At 38.8% G+C, this 17,252-nt stretch carries 12 protein-coding genes; 9 read left to right on the top strand and 3 right to left on the bottom strand.

Going from position 1 to position 17,252, the window contains the following annotated elements:
• Positions 1-94: 94 nt before the first annotated feature.
• Positions 95-859 carry a DUF1080 domain-containing protein gene (locus KZC02_RS19180; RefSeq protein WP_221390168.1) on the bottom strand — a complete coding sequence of 255 codons (765 nt, stop codon included), beginning with the start codon at positions 857-859 and terminating at the stop codon, positions 95-97.
• A gap of 523 nt (positions 860-1,382) precedes the next feature.
• On the opposite strand from KZC02_RS19180, the gene KZC02_RS19175 reads away from it, so the two are divergent.
• The 7 genes from KZC02_RS19175 to KZC02_RS19145 all read left to right on the top strand — a co-directional run bounded on the left by KZC02_RS19175 (position 1,383) and on the right by KZC02_RS19145 (position 13,065).
• Positions 1,383-3,224 (top strand): family 16 glycoside hydrolase, encoded by a 1,842-nt coding sequence (locus tag KZC02_RS19175; protein ID WP_221390167.1) that lies wholly within the window; start codon positions 1,383-1,385, stop codon positions 3,222-3,224.
• An 81-nt stretch (positions 3,225-3,305) separates the two neighbouring features.
• Complete coding sequence (locus KZC02_RS19170) at positions 3,306-5,237, top strand: c-type cytochrome (RefSeq protein ID WP_221390166.1); 1,932 nt, start codon at positions 3,306-3,308, stop codon at positions 5,235-5,237.
• Positions 5,238-5,734: 497 nt separating this feature from the next.
• A complete protein-coding gene (locus KZC02_RS19165) occupies positions 5,735-6,262 on the top strand; it encodes a hypothetical protein (RefSeq protein ID WP_221390165.1) in 528 nt (175 codons plus the stop codon).
• Between the two features lie 455 nt (positions 6,263-6,717).
• Positions 6,718-7,656: a hypothetical protein gene (locus tag KZC02_RS19160; protein WP_221390164.1), complete on the top strand. Its 939-nt coding sequence runs from the start codon at positions 6,718-6,720 to the stop codon at positions 7,654-7,656.
• Positions 7,649-8,299, top strand: coding sequence for a hypothetical protein (locus KZC02_RS19155; RefSeq protein ID WP_221390163.1), 651 nt, complete (start codon positions 7,649-7,651; stop codon positions 8,297-8,299). The genes KZC02_RS19160 and KZC02_RS19155 overlap by 8 nt, the downstream gene beginning before the upstream one ends.
• A gap of 488 nt (positions 8,300-8,787) precedes the next feature.
• Positions 8,788-10,419, top strand: a complete 1,632-nt coding sequence (locus KZC02_RS19150) for an MGH1-like glycoside hydrolase domain-containing protein (RefSeq protein WP_221390162.1) — start codon at positions 8,788-8,790, stop codon at positions 10,417-10,419.
• Between the two features lie 123 nt (positions 10,420-10,542).
• The gene (locus KZC02_RS19145) at positions 10,543-13,065 is read left to right on the top strand and encodes an ATP-binding protein (RefSeq protein ID WP_221390161.1); all 2,523 of its coding nucleotides are present in this window, start codon (positions 10,543-10,545) and stop codon (positions 13,063-13,065) included.
• Here KZC02_RS19145 and KZC02_RS19140 read toward each other — a convergent pair.
• Positions 13,053-14,429, bottom strand: a complete 1,377-nt coding sequence (locus tag KZC02_RS19140; RefSeq protein ID WP_221390160.1) for a sigma-54 dependent transcriptional regulator — start codon at positions 14,427-14,429, stop codon at positions 13,053-13,055. The two genes, KZC02_RS19145 and KZC02_RS19140, sit on opposite strands and share 13 nt — an antisense overlap.
• A gap of 140 nt (positions 14,430-14,569) precedes the next feature.
• Complete coding sequence (locus KZC02_RS19135) at positions 14,570-14,875, bottom strand: hypothetical protein (protein WP_221390159.1); 306 nt, start codon at positions 14,873-14,875, stop codon at positions 14,570-14,572.
• Between the two features lie 796 nt (positions 14,876-15,671).
• On the opposite strand from KZC02_RS19135, the gene KZC02_RS19130 reads away from it, so the two are divergent.
• Both KZC02_RS19130 and KZC02_RS19125 read left to right on the top strand, forming a co-directional pair.
• On the top strand, positions 15,672-16,397 hold the full coding sequence (locus KZC02_RS19130) for a ferritin-like domain-containing protein (RefSeq protein ID WP_221390158.1): 726 nt from the start codon (positions 15,672-15,674) through the stop codon (positions 16,395-16,397).
• Positions 16,398-16,426: 29 nt separating this feature from the next.
• Positions 16,427-17,233, top strand: coding sequence for a ferritin-like domain-containing protein (locus KZC02_RS19125; RefSeq protein WP_221390157.1), 807 nt, complete (start codon positions 16,427-16,429; stop codon positions 17,231-17,233).
• Positions 17,234-17,252: the final 19 nt, after the last annotated feature.

Here is a 17,252-nt window from a genome sequence, read left to right as displayed (position 1 = left end):
GCCGTTGCCCCGGGCTGAGGTATTTGAGCCTTTCAGGCTGGTTGCTCTCTTTATTGCTGTGGCAACCAGCCTGATTTGAATTAGCAATTAAAGATTATATTTCACGGATCCAGACATTACGGAAGCTGGTGGTATTATTGTGATCCTGAAGTTTAATTGGTCCTGGTCCGTGAGGCGTAATCATAGGCTGTCCAACATAAGGAGTTGTTCCCTGAATCGCCGTATGGTTCTGAACCAGAACACCATTTAAAAGTACGGTGATATATGGAGGAATAACCATCTGGCCGTCTTTGTTAAAATGCGGTGCTGTATAAACTACATCATAAGTCTGCCATTCACCTGGCCCTACAACCGGATTTACCAATGGCATTGTTTGTTTGTAGATTGATCCCGCCTGTCCGTTCACATACGTTGGGTTGTTGTAACTGTCAAGTACCTGAAGTTCATAAATCCCCTGCATAAAAATACCGCTGTTACCTCGTCCCTGGCCGTTTCCGTCTACTTTTGCAGGAGCACGCCATTCGATATGAAGCTGGTAATCCGAGAAACTTTGTTTGGTCACAATATCTCCTTTTTTAGGTGCACAGGTTAACGCGCCGTCTGCAACTGTCCATGGAGCAGGCCCACCTCCTTCATTACCAGAAACCCAGCTGTCCAGATTTTTACCATCAAATAAAACTATCGCATCCGAAGGTGCCGTAAAGCCGGAACCCACCGCAGATGGTTTTCCAGGTGTTACCAAACGTGGAACCGGAGTCCATAATTCGCTTGATTCAGGTGTTTGTTTAGTAGGTTGTAGCTGGGCATGCGCGACAAAAGCGGTTGCTAAACTGAACGCGGTTAGGATTAACTTTTTCATTTTTGGAAAATAACTGTTTAGTCTAATTACTCATTGAAATAAATCAAAACACAACATTAAGTAAAAAGCGTTAACAAATGCTATTCTCATCTAATTAAATCAGGAAGCTTTCAAAATTTAACTGAGAATTAATTTTGATGTAAACAATTGGATCAAATTTATCAGCTATATTTTATCATATAATGACCTGTTATTAGGATGAACCGTAGATCCTGGCTGTTTGTAGAAATCGACATGCCAGATTGCTTTAACAAGCCAAGTAGTGAACCCTAATACAGTGAGATATTACATGACACTATTACACATATATAATAAGCCGCATACCTACCAGCGCGATCCGACTGCATGTTACACCATTTGATTAACCTGGTTGCTGCAAACAGGTAGCCACTACGCGGTAGAATAACAAAGGCAGCCACTTAATCAAATATTTTTTAATATAATTTAATAATGCTTTCTGGTTTCCAGATTCTTATTCCGTAATTGCGTCGCTTTTAACCCAAAACCCAAACTTACATCGTGTATGTTTAAATTTAGCAGTAATTTTTTACATTTTTTGGTGCTGGGACTGGTCGTAATCACACAATCAGCCTTTGCACAGCAAACCATCCCTCTCAACGATCTTAGTGCATTTACTAACAAATCCGGCAACTGGAAAATAGTTGGCAATGCTTCAGCAGATATTTCAAGGGAAAATGTACTAACGACCACACCAGGAAAAGGAGTTCTGGCGTGTATTCATGAAAAAGGAAAGTATGGCGCAGAGTATGAGCTCATCTCGAATCTCAAACATGGTGACCTTGATATTGAGCTGGATTTCATGCTTTCCAAAGGATCTAATTCAGGAATTTATCTTCAGGGCAATTACGAAGTACAATTATTTGACAGCTGGGGAAAGAAATCCGCTAAGTATAACGACTGCGGTGGAATTTACGAACGCTGGAACGACGCAAAACCAGAAGGCGAAAAAGGTTACGAAGGTTACGCACCGCGTTTCAATGTAGCAAAAGCACCCGGACTATGGCAAAATATCAAAATCTCTTATCAGGCACCACGCTTTGACTCAAACGGTAAAAAGATATCCAACGCGGTATTTCTTTCAATCGTTTTGAACGGTACTATTATTCATGAAAATGTAGAAGTAAGCGGACCGACCCGCGGATCGCTGACAGCAGAAGATGTGGCGATGGGCCCGCTTCGTTTCCAGGGTGATCATGGTTCTTTGGCGATCAAAAATATTGTGATCAATAATTTTGATAAAAAACCGGGAACGTTATCAGACCTGAACTACAAAACCTATTATGGCAGTTTGATGGAAACAGATGATCTGTCTAAACTTACGCCTGCCGAAACCGGAAAAGCAGAAACACTTACCTGGGAAGTTTTGAAAGAGAACAACAATTTTTCACTGGTGTATACCGGAAAATACAATGCTCCAACTGCTGGTGATTACAATTTCCGCTTGCAGGCAGCCGGAAATTCCTATTTGAAAATTGATGGCAAACTGGTAATTACTCCGGCATGGAATGAAAACTATCGCGAAGGAAAAGTGAATTTGAAAGCTGGTGATCATACAGTCGAAATTTTTAACAATAAAAGAGACGGCTGGCTGAAACCCGCTCTGGGACTTTTGGTAAGCGGCCCTGGTTTCAGGGAAGTAACCTATAATACGAAAAGCTCGGCCATGGCTGGCAATGCAACTGACCCAATCCTGATCGCAGCTGCTACCAATACCGTTACGCGTAGTTTTATGGATTTCAAAAAAGATGAGTCTTCCAAAAAACAACGTGTTGTTCATGCCGTTTCGGTAGGGAGCCCGGCTAATCTTCATTACACTTACGATCTGGATAAAGGAACGATCTTACAGGTTTGGCGTGGCGAATTTCTGGACGCAACGCCAATGTGGCACGATCGCGGCGACGGTTCTTCACGACCACGCGGAAGTGTAACAGTTTTGGGAGATGATATGCTTCTGGGTAAAAGCAGCGGACAATCCAAATGGGTAACGGATACGACCGGCAGCGGTTACCGCCCGAAAGGTTATGTACTGGACGATTCAGATGTGCCCACTTTCCAGTATCTGGCATTTGGTTCGCCTGTAACGGATTACATTTCTGTGGTAAACAACCAGTATTTCGAGCGTATTATCAAAGTGATCAATCCGGTAAAGGATCTGGTAGCAAGAGTAGCTGACGGTTCTTCGATCGAAAAAGTTTCTGACGGACTTTATGCCATTAACGGCAAATCGTATTATATCCAGCTCGCAGATAAAAATGTTAAACCGGAGATCAGAAGCGCAAACGGGCAACAGGAATTACTGATTCCGGTGAGTAACGGTGAGGTGAAATACGCAATCCTGTTCTGATATATCCAGTTATAATTTTAACGCCGGCCAACAGCCATCTGTTTGACAGCCGATTGCCAACAGCCGATAGCCTTTAAAACAATGAAAAAACTTGCTCATTTAGCATTCATCTTCCTCACTTCACTGACTGTGCTCAAAGCACAGGAATCACCGAAAGAAGAAGATTTTTATAAAATCGTAACGCCTTCCATTCCGGAAGGAATAATCCTGGAAGTAGGTGGGCTTACTACTCTGCCAAACGGTTCCCTTGCTATTTCTACACGTCGTGGCGAAGTTTGGGTTGTAGAAAATCCGACGAGCCGGACGCCTTATTTCAAAAAATTTGCGACCGGATTACACGAAATTCTGGGCCTTGCTTACAAAGACGGCGCCTTGTATTGTGCACAACGCGGTGAGCTGACCAAACTGATCGATAAAAACGGTGATGGAAAAGCGGATGTTTACGAAACCGTGTACGCATGGCCATTATCAGGACATTATCATGAGTATTCATTCGGGCCTAAACTGGCACCGGACGGCAGTTTCTTTTTGAGTGGTAACGTAGCTTTCGGAGACGAAGAATGGTGGAGAGGCGAAAGCCGTGTTCCCGGCCGTGGCTGGATTTTTCATATTACCAACGATGGCAAGTTTGAGCCTTACGCAACAGGTGTACGCTCTCCGGCAGGTATCAGTATGCTGAACGGTGAGCTTTTTTATACCGACAACCAGGGCGACTGGATGGGAACCGGTGGAATTTTCCAGGTTAAAAAAGGTGATTTCATGGGCCATCCGGCAGGTTTGAGATGGGCTGGATTACCAAACTCACCCGTTAAACTAACTGAAAAACAATTTTTCGCAGAACGTGACAACCGCAAGGAAAGAGATGCAAATGACCGTGCTATTAAACCTGAAAACACACGGAATGAAGACCCGCAATTCCTATATCAGCTGAAAGAAAAGTATGACATGGTAAGATTGCCGGCTGTCTGGCTTCCTTATGGCGTGCACGGAGTATCCACTTCTGAACTGATCCTTGATAATACAAAAGGAGATTTTGGCCCGTTTACCGGACAGGTCTTTGTGGGTGACCAGGGACAAAGTAATATCATGCGTGTTGTTCTGGAAAAAGTTAAAGGTGAATACCAGGGCGCTTCTATTGGTTTCCGTAGCGGTTTCCAGTCGGGTGTGTTGCGTATGGCTTTTGATAAAGACGGTTCTATGTTTGTAGGAGAAACTAATCGCGGCTGGGGATCGGCCGGAGATGCCAACCAGGGATTGCAGCGTTTGGTTTGGAATGGTAAAATGCCGTTCGAAATGTATACCGTTAAAGCAATGCCAGATGGTTTCGAGATCGAATTCACGATGCCGGTTGACCGTAAATCTGCCGAAGACCTGGATTCTTATAAAGTGAGCAGCTATATCTACAAACACTATCCCGTTTACGGAAGTCCTCCGGTTAATTCTGAGGACTTGACGATTAAAGGCGTAAAATTATCGGAAGACGGTAAAAAAGTAAGAGTAGTTGTTGACGGATTGCGCCAGTATTATGTACACAAAATACAGCTGGAAGGTGTTCGTTCTGCCACCAACTCATGGTCACTGGTACATGCCGATGCTTATTATACGCTGAATAATATTCCGGATGGAGAAAAATTAAAAGTATCAGAGTTGAAAACCACCAAGTCGGGAGTCGCCAAAGCAGCGGTTGAAACAACCGTAAAAGAACACGTTTCACCCGATGGCAAAGGCAAAACAACTGCCGCAGCAGGAAAGGCACCAACATGGGAAGAAGTGAAACCATTGCTGGCAAAAAACACCTGTCTGGCCTGCCATGCAGCCGACAAAAAAGTAGTTGGCCCGTCCTATCTGGATGTTGCCAAACGCAAGTATACCAATGAAAAGATAGTTGAACTGATATACGCTCCAAAACCAGAAAACTGGCCTGATTTCGCAACACCCATGGCTCCAATGCCACAGGTGCCCAAGGCTGACGCTGTGAAGATTGCGGCTTGGATTAATAGTTTGGGGAAGTAATATAGGTTCTTCTTGAATATCAGGAAACCGGTTGATGGCTTTTAGGAGCCGTTAACCGGTTTCCTGCTTTATTATACATTTGTTATGATTCGATTAATAAAAATCTAATATATCGAATTTTGAAAGAAATAATTTGTACTTTGGCGAGAAAATAACCCTCTTTTATATGTTTGATTTTGTTAAACCTAACAATGCCATAGATATTGTCTGCAATTTTCTAAAAAGTCTATTAATTAGTCATCGAACTTTTCTGCAATGTAGTGGCTAATAGAAGAATACACGTTTCATACAACTAATACAAAACCATTTTCCATACTCTTTTTGCTACATTAAAAAAGTTAACAGATATTTTCTGGACAATTGGTATGTTATCTAATAAGTAGTTTAAATTTACAAGAAAGCGATTGTTCGTAATTACCAATAATATAGCTCTGTTTCTTAACATTTTAAACCAATAAAAATCTACCTAAGTAAACAACTAATTATATATATAAAAAATGAAAAAACTAATTATCGCAATAGCTTTGGTATTTATTGGAATAGAAAGTTATTCACAAGACAAAATAATTACTCATAATCAAGATACAATTAATTGTAAGGTTATTGAGACACAAGAAACTAGTGTCAAATACAAATATTTAAACGAAGATGCAATAAATTCAATTTCAAAAAATACAGTTTATAAGATTTTGTTTGCATCTGGAAGGGAGCAAATAATAAGTGAGAAAGTTATTATTAATAGTGAAAATGACTGGAGTAAAGTTCAAATAACAAATAACGAATCCGAAGTCGCAGGATTGTTAAAATTAGGAGAAATACATGCTAAAGCTAATAGTGGTTGGAGTATGACAAATGCTGGAAAAATGCAAACCAAAGCTCTTAAAAAATTAAAGCAAGAAGCAGCAGAGAAAGGAGCCCATTTGGTATTAATCCTTACTCAAACTTCTAAAAATGGATCTTATGGAATGAGTGGAGGTACAAAAGCAAGCTTTACTGGCGTTGCCTATGGATATTCAAAACATTAAATTTAAATCATGAAGAATTATTATAACGATTTGTCGAATGGGTTTTATTATCAAAAATCAGGCAAATTTCCATTAAAATAACAATACTCCTGAAGCCATCACCTGAATTTGGTTCTTACAAAGAATAAAATAATATCTGTAAGTTAAATTTCATTAGTATTTGAATCTAACGATTCAGTTATGTTTGAAAACTAAATGAATATATAGAAACAAATTGATCCAACAAGTTAAATGAGCGGCCTTACAAACATTACATACATCGTAAAAATAATTTCTTAATAATAGTATTTTATCTTAGAATGGTCACAAAATATATACAACATAATTTTGAATTGTAGAAGTTAAAGAATACAGGTTCAATCTTAGTATTTCAATTCAGTTTTAAACAAAATTCACGTTGATCCCCCTTAATTTTTAACTATCACATAGCTTAAAACAACGGTTGAAAAATAATTATGAAAACATTACTAAAACATAAAAGTTCAAGAAGTATCTTCCTAATATCTATTGGATTAATACTTCTTGTAATTCTCATAATTAGGTTTTTTGTACTGCCAAATTTTGAACCAATAGTTCCTGATTCAGGAATTATTCCAAGAGATCCAAAATGGTTAACAATTGTTTCTAGAATATTTGATAGCGCTTTTGTTTCACTAACAGTTACTGTATGTATTGGCCTTTTTCTATTTCATATCGAGCTACCAGATGAAGAAAAGAAGTTTGAAATAATTGAATCTTTTAAAATTAATGAATTATTTGAGAAAGAGAGGAATCAAACAGAAATATGGTATTTCACAGGCGGATTAGGTCGCTATACAAGAACTTCAACGATTCCAGAAATTGCTAAAATTGCTCAGAGAACAAATGAACATAAAAGCATTAAGATTCAAATTATAGATCCTACGGATGAAAGTATTTGCATAAAATATGCAAACTTTCGAAGAGGTCTTAATTCCGCTTCTAAAAACAATTCTATTTGGAACAAAGAATATGTCCGACATGAATGTACGGCAACAGTAGTATCTGCAATAATTTACAAATGCAATTATCCTTTATTGGATTTATCAATTTGTTTAAAAAATAATTTTTCGACTCTTCGAATTGATCTTAGTTCTAAAACTGCAATAATTACAAAGGAAGACCCCAAAGAACCCGCATTGATTTGTAGAGAAGGATCTTTTTTATATAGGACATACAAAGAAGAAATTTTGCAAACCTTTAAAGAGTATAAGCCAATTAACACATCAATTAATTTCCCATATCAACTTCAAACACTTACGACGGAAAATGTTCATGACATTATTAATCAGCTAAATTTAGACAGTGGACTAACCGTAAATGATTACGAAAAAATAACAGAAATACTAAGATCAACGGAAAAACCATATGCATAATTTTAAATTTGATAAACTTAGGCAATCTTTTATAAATAAAGACATTTTTTCTTTGGAAAATGAATCTGCCGAACTTTTAAGTTTTCTTTTATTAACTTCTTATTTAAATGAAAAAGCATACTATCATCCATTAGGTTTTATTTATTCAAAATTATATGAATTTGAAAATATGGAGACTATTAGAATTCATATCTGGGATAAAAAATACTATGAACATAAAGCATTAATGGATATTCACAATCATTATTATGTTGTGAATAGTTTCTTATATAAAGGATGTATTATTAATAATGTTTTCAAAATTGATGATGAAAATGGCATTAGATATGCAATTTATGAAGGGGCTTATAATCAAAATGAAGATCGTATTTTAAAAAGAAGTTTAAAAGAAATAAATCTATCCTTAAATTATAAGGAAAGTCACTGTACCCGACAACTTTATCAAATCCCAATTGATACGATTCATTCAGGGCATCCAGTAGACAATAATCCTGTCTGTACAATTGTTTACACAGGAAAACCGGGCAATCCAACTCCATTAGTCTTAGGATCAGTAGGTGGAGAATTAGAATATTATTTTCCAACCAAAATAGTTGACAATGAATTAATAACAAAACTACTTAATGACCTTATTCTTAGCTAACACGATTTAAATTCATATATAATATTAAGAAAAAAATAACCAAATAATTAGCTAGATTGTTTATGAAGAAGCTTTACTGAATGGAACTATCAAAATATTTAAACCAAGGCGTTTTCAATAAAATGAGAAACCATATTTATTGTCCTGAACTATCATTTCATACCGGAGAAATCCTCAAAACTGACCTTGAAGCAAGAAACATCAAAAACCAGCTTTTGCGCTTGTTATAAAAATGTATCCTGCTCCTATTACAGACATAATTAAATGGTGCCGTAATATATTGGTAGCAATTGCAATTAAATTTGAAAATGCATTAGATATTGATGCCAATATTTAGATGAGAGTACAGGCGGATTATGATGCAGCATTTACGAAGAAACGATTGCCCAGTATTTGAAAAATCTGTCTTTTGTAGATGTAAAGTTTGCCTTCCCCCGGTAGTTTTCCCCACTCCCAGCCTTAATAAAAGCAGTAATAAAAAGCTGCAAATGAATAAATTACTAACTCTCCTCCTCTCCTGCCTTCTTTTTAATAGTGCTGCCAGTAAAGCAGTTTATATTAAAGAATCCAATCCGGTTAAAGCTTCCGGCGTTTACTGTCCAAATCCACCAACCGATTCCATCCCTAAAAGAGAAAACATTAATGGCAATGACGTTATTCCAATCCTTTCTTTTCCGGGAATAACGCAGGTGGATTTTAAGGATGCGTTTGATGTTTTGGATGAATGTCTGGTGATGGATCCGGGTTTTGGATTTAAGTATCCGTTTATTGCTCCCGGCGGGCATTACGGGCAATGCTGGTGGCAGCTCGATGGTTCTATCAGTATGAATGCTACCAAATGGTCGAACCAGAAATTTTCTGAAAATATGGTAAGGGGATTTATTGGTGTGCAGAAGCCGGACGGGCGCATTCCATTATATGGATATGATAAAGTACCAAACTTTCCAACGTGCAGTTCTTTACCAAAATTTTTCCAGAGCGCCTATAATGTGCTTAAACATACGGATGATAAGGAACTTATAACTGCAACCTATAACAGTTTAAAACTTTATCTGAACTGGTGGCTGTCGGACGCGAGGCGCGATAAAGAAACAGGACTGATCACAGGCGTTTTTGAAGAATCTTTCCCACCTTTTGAAAACCGGCTGAAAGCCGTCTCGCAAGTGGATCTGAATGTGGAAGTAGTTGCAGGCTGTCACGATCTGGCTTTGCTTGCTGGTCAACTTGATTTAAATGAAGATTTCAAAAAATTTAATGAACTGGAAAAAGAGCTTAAACACAGCATTAATACATACATGTGGGATGACAATACCGGTGCTTTTTATGCTTATCTGATCCATGAGAAAAAGCGGGACGACAAGCTGATATGTTACACATTCGATCCGTTCAGGCACCAGACCGCAACACCGGAAAAAATCCAGAAAATGCTCCGGATGCTGACAGATAATAGGTATTTCAACTGGGAAGGGAATGCAATTACAAGCGTTGCCAAAACGGATAAAATCTATGTGGAAACGGTGGGTGATTATAATGGTAATCCATCCTGGTCGGGTGATATATGGACGTTGCGTAACGAGGCGGTAATAAAAGGACTGGAAGACATTGGCAGATATGACCTGGCTTCTGAATTAGCTTTAAAAACGGTCAGGATGTTTAATTCAAATTATACAGAATTCCTGAAAACTTCGGATGCAAGTGGCCAGGGTGTAAAACGTTATGCGTGGAGCGCAGCACAATATATCCAGATCCTGATTGAAAATATTTTTGGCGTTGATTATAACCGGTTTACCAAAACGATCACCATTAAGCCCAATCTGAATGCATTAGAAGATGGAAATATTGCACTGGAAAAACTGTTGCTACCAAATGGCAGCCGTTTAAACCTTTACATTTCAAAAAAATCCGGTTCTGTTAATGTAAAATATAAACTGACAGGAAAAGCAAACGATATGAATATTGTAGTGGCTCTTCCGATGAACGGAAAGGCTATTCAAAGCATTACAGATGGTCAAAATAAATCGCTGAAATTCGTAAAAGTGTCGCAGAATACAGCAAATACTTACCAGGTAAATCATGGCAAAAAAAATATGGGCGAATTCAACTTCATTTCGGAAATATAAAGATATCTTGCTCAATAATAATGGATTATATCATATTTCAATATACAGTTCCGGCTTTCGTTTATTGAAATACCCCATTTCTTTCTTAAATTTCGTTACTATTTATCACAACGCCCTGAAATAATGCCATCCACACGAAATCCATCGTTCACCAGTTCTGTTAAAGGCAAAGTTTTGCTCGGCTTTTTTATTGCTGCACTTGCGCTGGGAACTTCCTGGGTAATCAGCAAGCTGGCATTTGAGGATATGCTGATCAAACTGGATGTACTTTCTACACCCAACGACAGATTAAGGCTTGTAAATAAGGTCTTTAAAAATATCCTTCAGATAGACCATCTTCAAAGTGCCGGCTCTATTCCGGGCGTGGACAAAAAGCAACAGTTTCTGATCCAGTCCCAGGAACTTGCAGCTACGCTTGACACGCTCAGTACACTCACCATTGATGATCCACAGCAGATCATACGGATAGATTCCATGAAACGTATTCTGAAACAACGGGAGCAGATATTTGGAAACTATGTGAAAGTCCGTTCCAAACTGGTGAGCAATCAGGCGCTATCGGATGAGGTAAAATCCATTTCAGGACTGATTACAGACAATAAACTTAAAACGGACAGCACAGTTGTTAAAACAAAAAAAAGCACGACTACCACTACAACTTATATACCTGTTCCGGACTCAACAAAAAAACCAGAACCAGAAAAAAAAGGCCTTTTTAACAGAATGTTCGGCTCAAAAAAGAATAAAAAAGAGCCTGTTATTGTTGTGCCGACACAAATAGTACAAAGGCAGGAAGTGAATGTAGAGGTCGATACGCTTACTATTGTTCCCAAGGATAGTACGATTGAAAAAGTAGGCGAGGCCGTAAATGCTATAGAAAAATCCCAAAAACTACGTACTGACAGCTTTATAGACCGCGAACAGGAATTATCAACAGCCGGTAATTCTTTGGTTAGGCAGTTGTTACGAGTGATGCAGGAGGTTGAAAATGAGGTTGTAAAACAATCCAACAACGACAGCCTGAAATCCCAGAAAATGATTGCAGAAAGCAAGAAACAGATAGAGTGGGTAATGCTCGGTTTCTTTTTTCTCACTGCTTTGCTGGCATATCTGATTTTTAAGGATATCACCAAGAGCAATAAATACAGAAGCCAGCTGGAAGAAGCCAAAGAAGAGGCGGAATATCACGGTATGGCCAAGCAGCGGTTTTTATCCAATATGAGCCATGAGATCCGTACGCCGCTGCAATCGATCATTGGTTATACAGAAGCACTGAAAACGGACGAGAAACCAAATCAGCAGGATCTGAACAGTTTACATTCTGCATCTGAACACCTGCTGTACCTGGTGAACGAAGTACTGGATTACAGCCGGATTATTTCAGACCAGTTTACTTTTGAAGAACAGACTTTTGCCATTACGCCCTTACTGAACGAAGTAGTCCAGATGTTACGGCCGACCGCGCGGCAAAAAGGACTTACCCTGGCGTTGGAAAATAAATTATCATCAAGCCTTTTCTTAAAAGGCGATCCGTTTCGTCTACGCCAGGTGTTGTACAACCTGCTTACCAATGCAATTAAATTTACTGAAAGCGGTGAAATAACATTACGGTCAGCCGGAGTTGCAAAGGACGAAAGCATGGTGCTTGAATTCCAGATCGCAGATACAGGAATTGGTTTATCGCAGGAACAGGCCCAACGCGTTTTTAATCAGTTTGAACAGGCTGATGCATCTATTTCAAGACGGTTTGGTGGTACCGGATTAGGGCTTAGTATTGTGAAAGCGTTGGTAGAAGGGATGAACGGAACTATCTATCTGCAAAGCAATCCCGGAAAAGGCACTACGTTTTTTGTAAAAATAATGCTTGAAAAAGCAGAAACCCCGCTAATAACATCAGAAGAGATAGAGAAAAAAACTTATCTGGTAAATGGTAAAGTCTGGCTGATAGACGATGATGCTTTTATACTGAAATGGTGTTCTTCGGTACTTGACATGTATAACATTGAACATTCCTGTTTTTCATCAGCAGAAGATGCACTTGAACAGCCCTGGGACAATGAGGTAAAATTTGTGCTCACGGATATGCGCATGTCGGGAATGAACGGGGCTGAGCTTTGTGAACGCCTGAGGGAAATTGCAATGCCTGACGTTAAATTTTATGTGCTCACAGCTCAGGCACTGCCGGAAGAACGGACTAAACTTCTGCAAATGGGCTTTGACGGCATATTGATGAAGCCTTTCCATTCAAACGAGCTATTGGAACTGCTTGAAAAATATTCTATAAAAAAATTGCCGGTGCGTACAAAGCTGGATTTATCTATACTGAACCAGATGACTTTTGGCGATGATACCATTATGAGGGAAATACTGGATCAGTTTGTCAAGGATTCCCGGCAGGACCTGGCTTCTTTATATGAATGCATTGAAAATTCGGATATGGATAATATGCACGAACTCATGCACCGAATGGCTGGCAGAACCGGACAAATTGGCGCTAAAAAACTATCTGCCCAATTCCGTTTTTATGAAATTGCCATACGGGATAAGAAGCAAAAAATTCCAGCCGCTGAATTAAATGATGTAATACACCAGGCCCGGAATGTAATTGAGGAAGTAGAAGAAAAAGCCCTCTCCTACTCTATATGATATTTTTCAATTTTATAATAAAGCGTTTTCCTGTCTATGTTGAGTAGCTTGGCTGCCTTGCTCTTGTTATACCTGACTTCCTGAAGTACTTTTTCTATCATTTCTTTTTCGTGCGTTTCCTGCAAAGCTTTCAGGTCCGAACCGGTGGCCTTGGGAACCGTTTCCGACATAGCAGTTATCATTTCGGCAGGCAATGCATTTAGTGTGGCTTCTTCATCCTTCGTAAGCAAAATCAGCCTTTTAATTACATTATTCAATTCCCGGAGATTCCCCGGCCAGTCGTAAGTATGAAAAATTTCCATCACTTCTTTTGACAGCCGCTGTACATTCCGGCCCAATTCCTCGTTGGCTTTATCTACAAAATACTGTATGAAAATATTCAGGTCCTCTCCTCTTCTCCTGAGTGCCGGCACTTCAATTTTGAACTCATTCAGACGGTGATACAAGTCTTCTCTGAAATCCCCGTTCGCTGCATTTGTCATCAGGTCTTCGTTTGTAGCTGCAATAAGCCTTACATCCACTTTTACCTGGTTGTTGCTGCCGATTGGAACAATGATACGTTCCTGTAATGCTCTTAGCAATTTTATCTGTACATCATAGCCAAGGTTACCAATTTCATCCAAGAACAGAGTTCCTCCGTCCGCAGCTTCAAACTGACCTACTTTGTCCATCAATGCACCAGTAAATGCGCCTTTTTTATGGCCAAACAACTCACTCGCCGCCAGTTCCTTGGAAAGAGAACCGCAGTCAATAGCTACAAACGGCCCGTTTTTACGTTTACTCAAACGGTGTATGGATTTCGCAACATGTTCTTTCCCCGTCCCGCTTTCACCCTGAATGATCACGGACATATCCGTTGGTGCTACCAGACGGACATATTCATAGAGTTGCTTGGATATTTTACTGTTACCTTCAATAAAATCAAGTTGTGTCTTGTCTGCTTTTTTACCTGCTTTGGACTCCGGTTCTACTTTTTCAACTGATATATGCGATTTGTTAAGCGCCTCACTTAAAACCATCAGAAGTTCTTCCGGGTTTACTGGCTTTGTGATATAATCAAATGCGCCGTTCTGCATCGCATTTACAGCTGTACGCACATCATGAAAGCTTGTCATAATAAATGCGGGCATGCGATATCCTTCACTTCTTAACTGTTTCAAAAGATCAACAGAATTCCCATCAGGCAGCCTGTAATCCAGCATCAAAACTTCGTAAGGATTATTTTCGTCCATACTCTGGTTCAAAGCGGCTTTGGCTTCTTTTAAAGTGGAACAAATTTGTACTTTATGTCCATGCTTACTAAGAAATGAATTTAGTAATCTTGAAAATGTAGTATCGTCTTCCAGCAAAAGCAGATGGGCCATGTTAAAGTTATAGGGATTGATAAAATAAATAATTGACTTAACGAGCTGATAAAACGTAAAATTATAAAAAACAAACGCCAAAAGCCGGAGAAATAATTCTCCGGCTCCTACTTTTACGATTTTATTTAAAACAAGTCAATTTATTCTACTTTCTTTCCTTCTTTGTCCAGATTAACAGTGGATGATTCTTCTCCTTTTTTCAGAGATATCTCATAAACCTGTGTGTTATCTGCTTTGGTTACTAAAAAAGCGCTTACTACCTGCCATCCTGCATAAGCATCACTCGCAAGTGTAGTTTTAATTGCTTCCGGCAGATCTTCGGGCTTAACAGCCACTTTTTCCTGAGCAGCCGAGATAATTGTATTTGATTGTGGTAGATCATTTGCCTGTACAGAAACAAACGATGTGAGTAACAGGGCAATTGCTGAAATAATTTGTTTTTTCATGATTGTAAGATGTTACCTGAAACATTTATTATTGTAGATGTACTCTTTATCAGAATGTCCAATATAATTAAACCAGAAAGAATACAAGCACATAATACGCTGATAAACAGTTATTTATAAATTTTATTCTATATAAATATTAGTCTTTTATTTATGAAAATTCCTACAATTTGATGAAAAATACCTCATTTGTATTTGCCGTAGTAGTATTCCCTTTTATCGGAAGCCTGCTCTACAATTTAATTTAATAAAAAATAATTGAATTAAATTTCTCAAATACATATAATTATCTATATTTGTGTAGAATTTATTTCATTTTCAAATATCAAATGGGCTACAATTCTTAGTAGTATTATTTCACACTATAAGACCCACTTACGCACTATATCATTATTTTTCTCAACGTTATATTATTTTTCTATCGATTAGTCTGAAAACAAAAAAGATCCAGCAGTGGATTTTTTTGTTTTCAGACCATTCCTTTTGTTATGCTTTTCTGGTGTTTCAAACAAGCGATCCCTGTTGTTTTCATGCTCTGCTTCAAATTGTTTTGGTATTTTTTGGTAAAATTTCCAGGAAATAATTAATTTTTTTGTAGAATAATTATTATCTCTCAACTACCTGAAAAGAAGGCAACTAGATACGATACTTATTAATTTTTCTTCCGTTTTAAGCATCATACTTCCTGGTTCACATTGCTTCATTTTAATAACAACTGATCTAAAGTATTTACAAGGGCGTAGGTTTTCCAGATTGTCTTTCGATGGGCGAGAGGAAAACAAAACCTTTTATTGCTATGAACAGAATTAAAAATTCACAAAACGATTCCGGTAAAGAGGAAGAAAAAATGTCATCGTCGCTTAACCGACGTTCTTTTTTAATGTCAGCAGGTATTGCTACTTCTTTGGGCGCAATGGCTATTGCATGTACTGACCATGACGACGTGCCACCGACAGATGGTACAACAGTAGACCTTGGTTCAGGAGATGTTGGCGTTTTAAACTATGCTTATGCGCTTGAACAACTAGAAGCAGCATTTTACACACAAGTAATTGCTACACCTTATTCAGGAATTTCTGCTGCTGAATTGAGTATTCTGACTGACATCCGTGACCACGAAATTATTCACAGAGACTTTTTTAAGGCTGCATTAACAGCAGCAGCACCAACCGCTATTATTCCGGGACTGGAAGTAAATTTCTCTGCTATTGATTTTACAAGCAGAGCCTCAGTTTTGGGTACTGCAAAAGTTTTCGAAGATACCGGGGTTGCTGCATATAATGGTGCCGGAAATCTGATCAAAACTGGTGCTTACCTGGTTTTAGCTGGTAAAATTGTTTCTGTTGAAGCTCGCCATGCATCCGTAATACGCGATCTGCTGAATCCTTTTTCAGCTGATTTTGCAGGAGACGATGTAGTAGATACAAATGGACTTGATAAAGCACTTGATCCGGCTACTATTCTTGCTGCCGTAGCGCCGTTCCTAAAGACAAAGGTTACAGGTGCTAACGTGGGTAAATAATTTCCAACACAACTTCAATTTCAGAAACAATGAATATTTTCAAAATAATTGACGAATTACAAAAAATTGACGGTGATGCAGTTGGTCGTCTGGAGCACGCTTCACGCCGCCATTTCATGAACCGCATGAGCAGCAAAGTGATGGCCATTGCCGCACCGATGGCTTTTGCTACAATTGTTAACAAAGCATATGCTCAGTCAGCATCAGCGGTAGACGTACTTAAATTTGCTCTTACATTAGAATATCTGGAGGACGATTTTTACAAGGCCGGCCTTGCAGCAGCAGGCTTGGTTCCGGATGCTTACAAGACTGTAATTACACAGATCAGCAAACACGAAACACAGCACGTTGCTTACCTTGAAAAAGCATTGGGAATAACGGATGCCAACAGAGCAAAACCTGAATTTGATCTTACCTATGGTGGTGCTTTTGGTGATGTTTTGACCAACTTCAAGACTTTCATAACAGTTTCAAGTGCACTTGAAGATACTGGTGTACGTGCATACAAAGGTCAGGCTGGCGCTTTGATGATGGATCCTGCTATTTTACAGGTTGCTCTTCAGGTTCACTCTGTTGAAGCCCGCCACGCGGCTGAGGCGCGCAGAATATTTGCTATCGTAAATGCATCTGCTGCAACTAAAGGCTGGATAACCGGGAAACAACCTCTTATTCCTGCTGTACAGGCTATATATAACGGAGAAGACAATATGACTCAGGGCGGAGTAGATATTACAGGTCTATCCGGAAAATCAAATGCTGCCATTTCAGAAGCGTTTGACGAAACTTTGACAAAAGATGAGGTTTTGGCAATTGCTACGCCTTTTATCAAAATGTAATTTTAAATTAACCTTCCTG

It is taken from the genome of Dyadobacter sp. NIV53, assembly GCF_019711195.1.
Taxonomy (GTDB): domain Bacteria; phylum Bacteroidota; class Bacteroidia; order Cytophagales; family Spirosomataceae; genus Dyadobacter.
The sequence above is the reverse complement of the archived record's forward strand: the minus strand, read 5'-3'. Positions and strand labels throughout refer to the sequence as shown.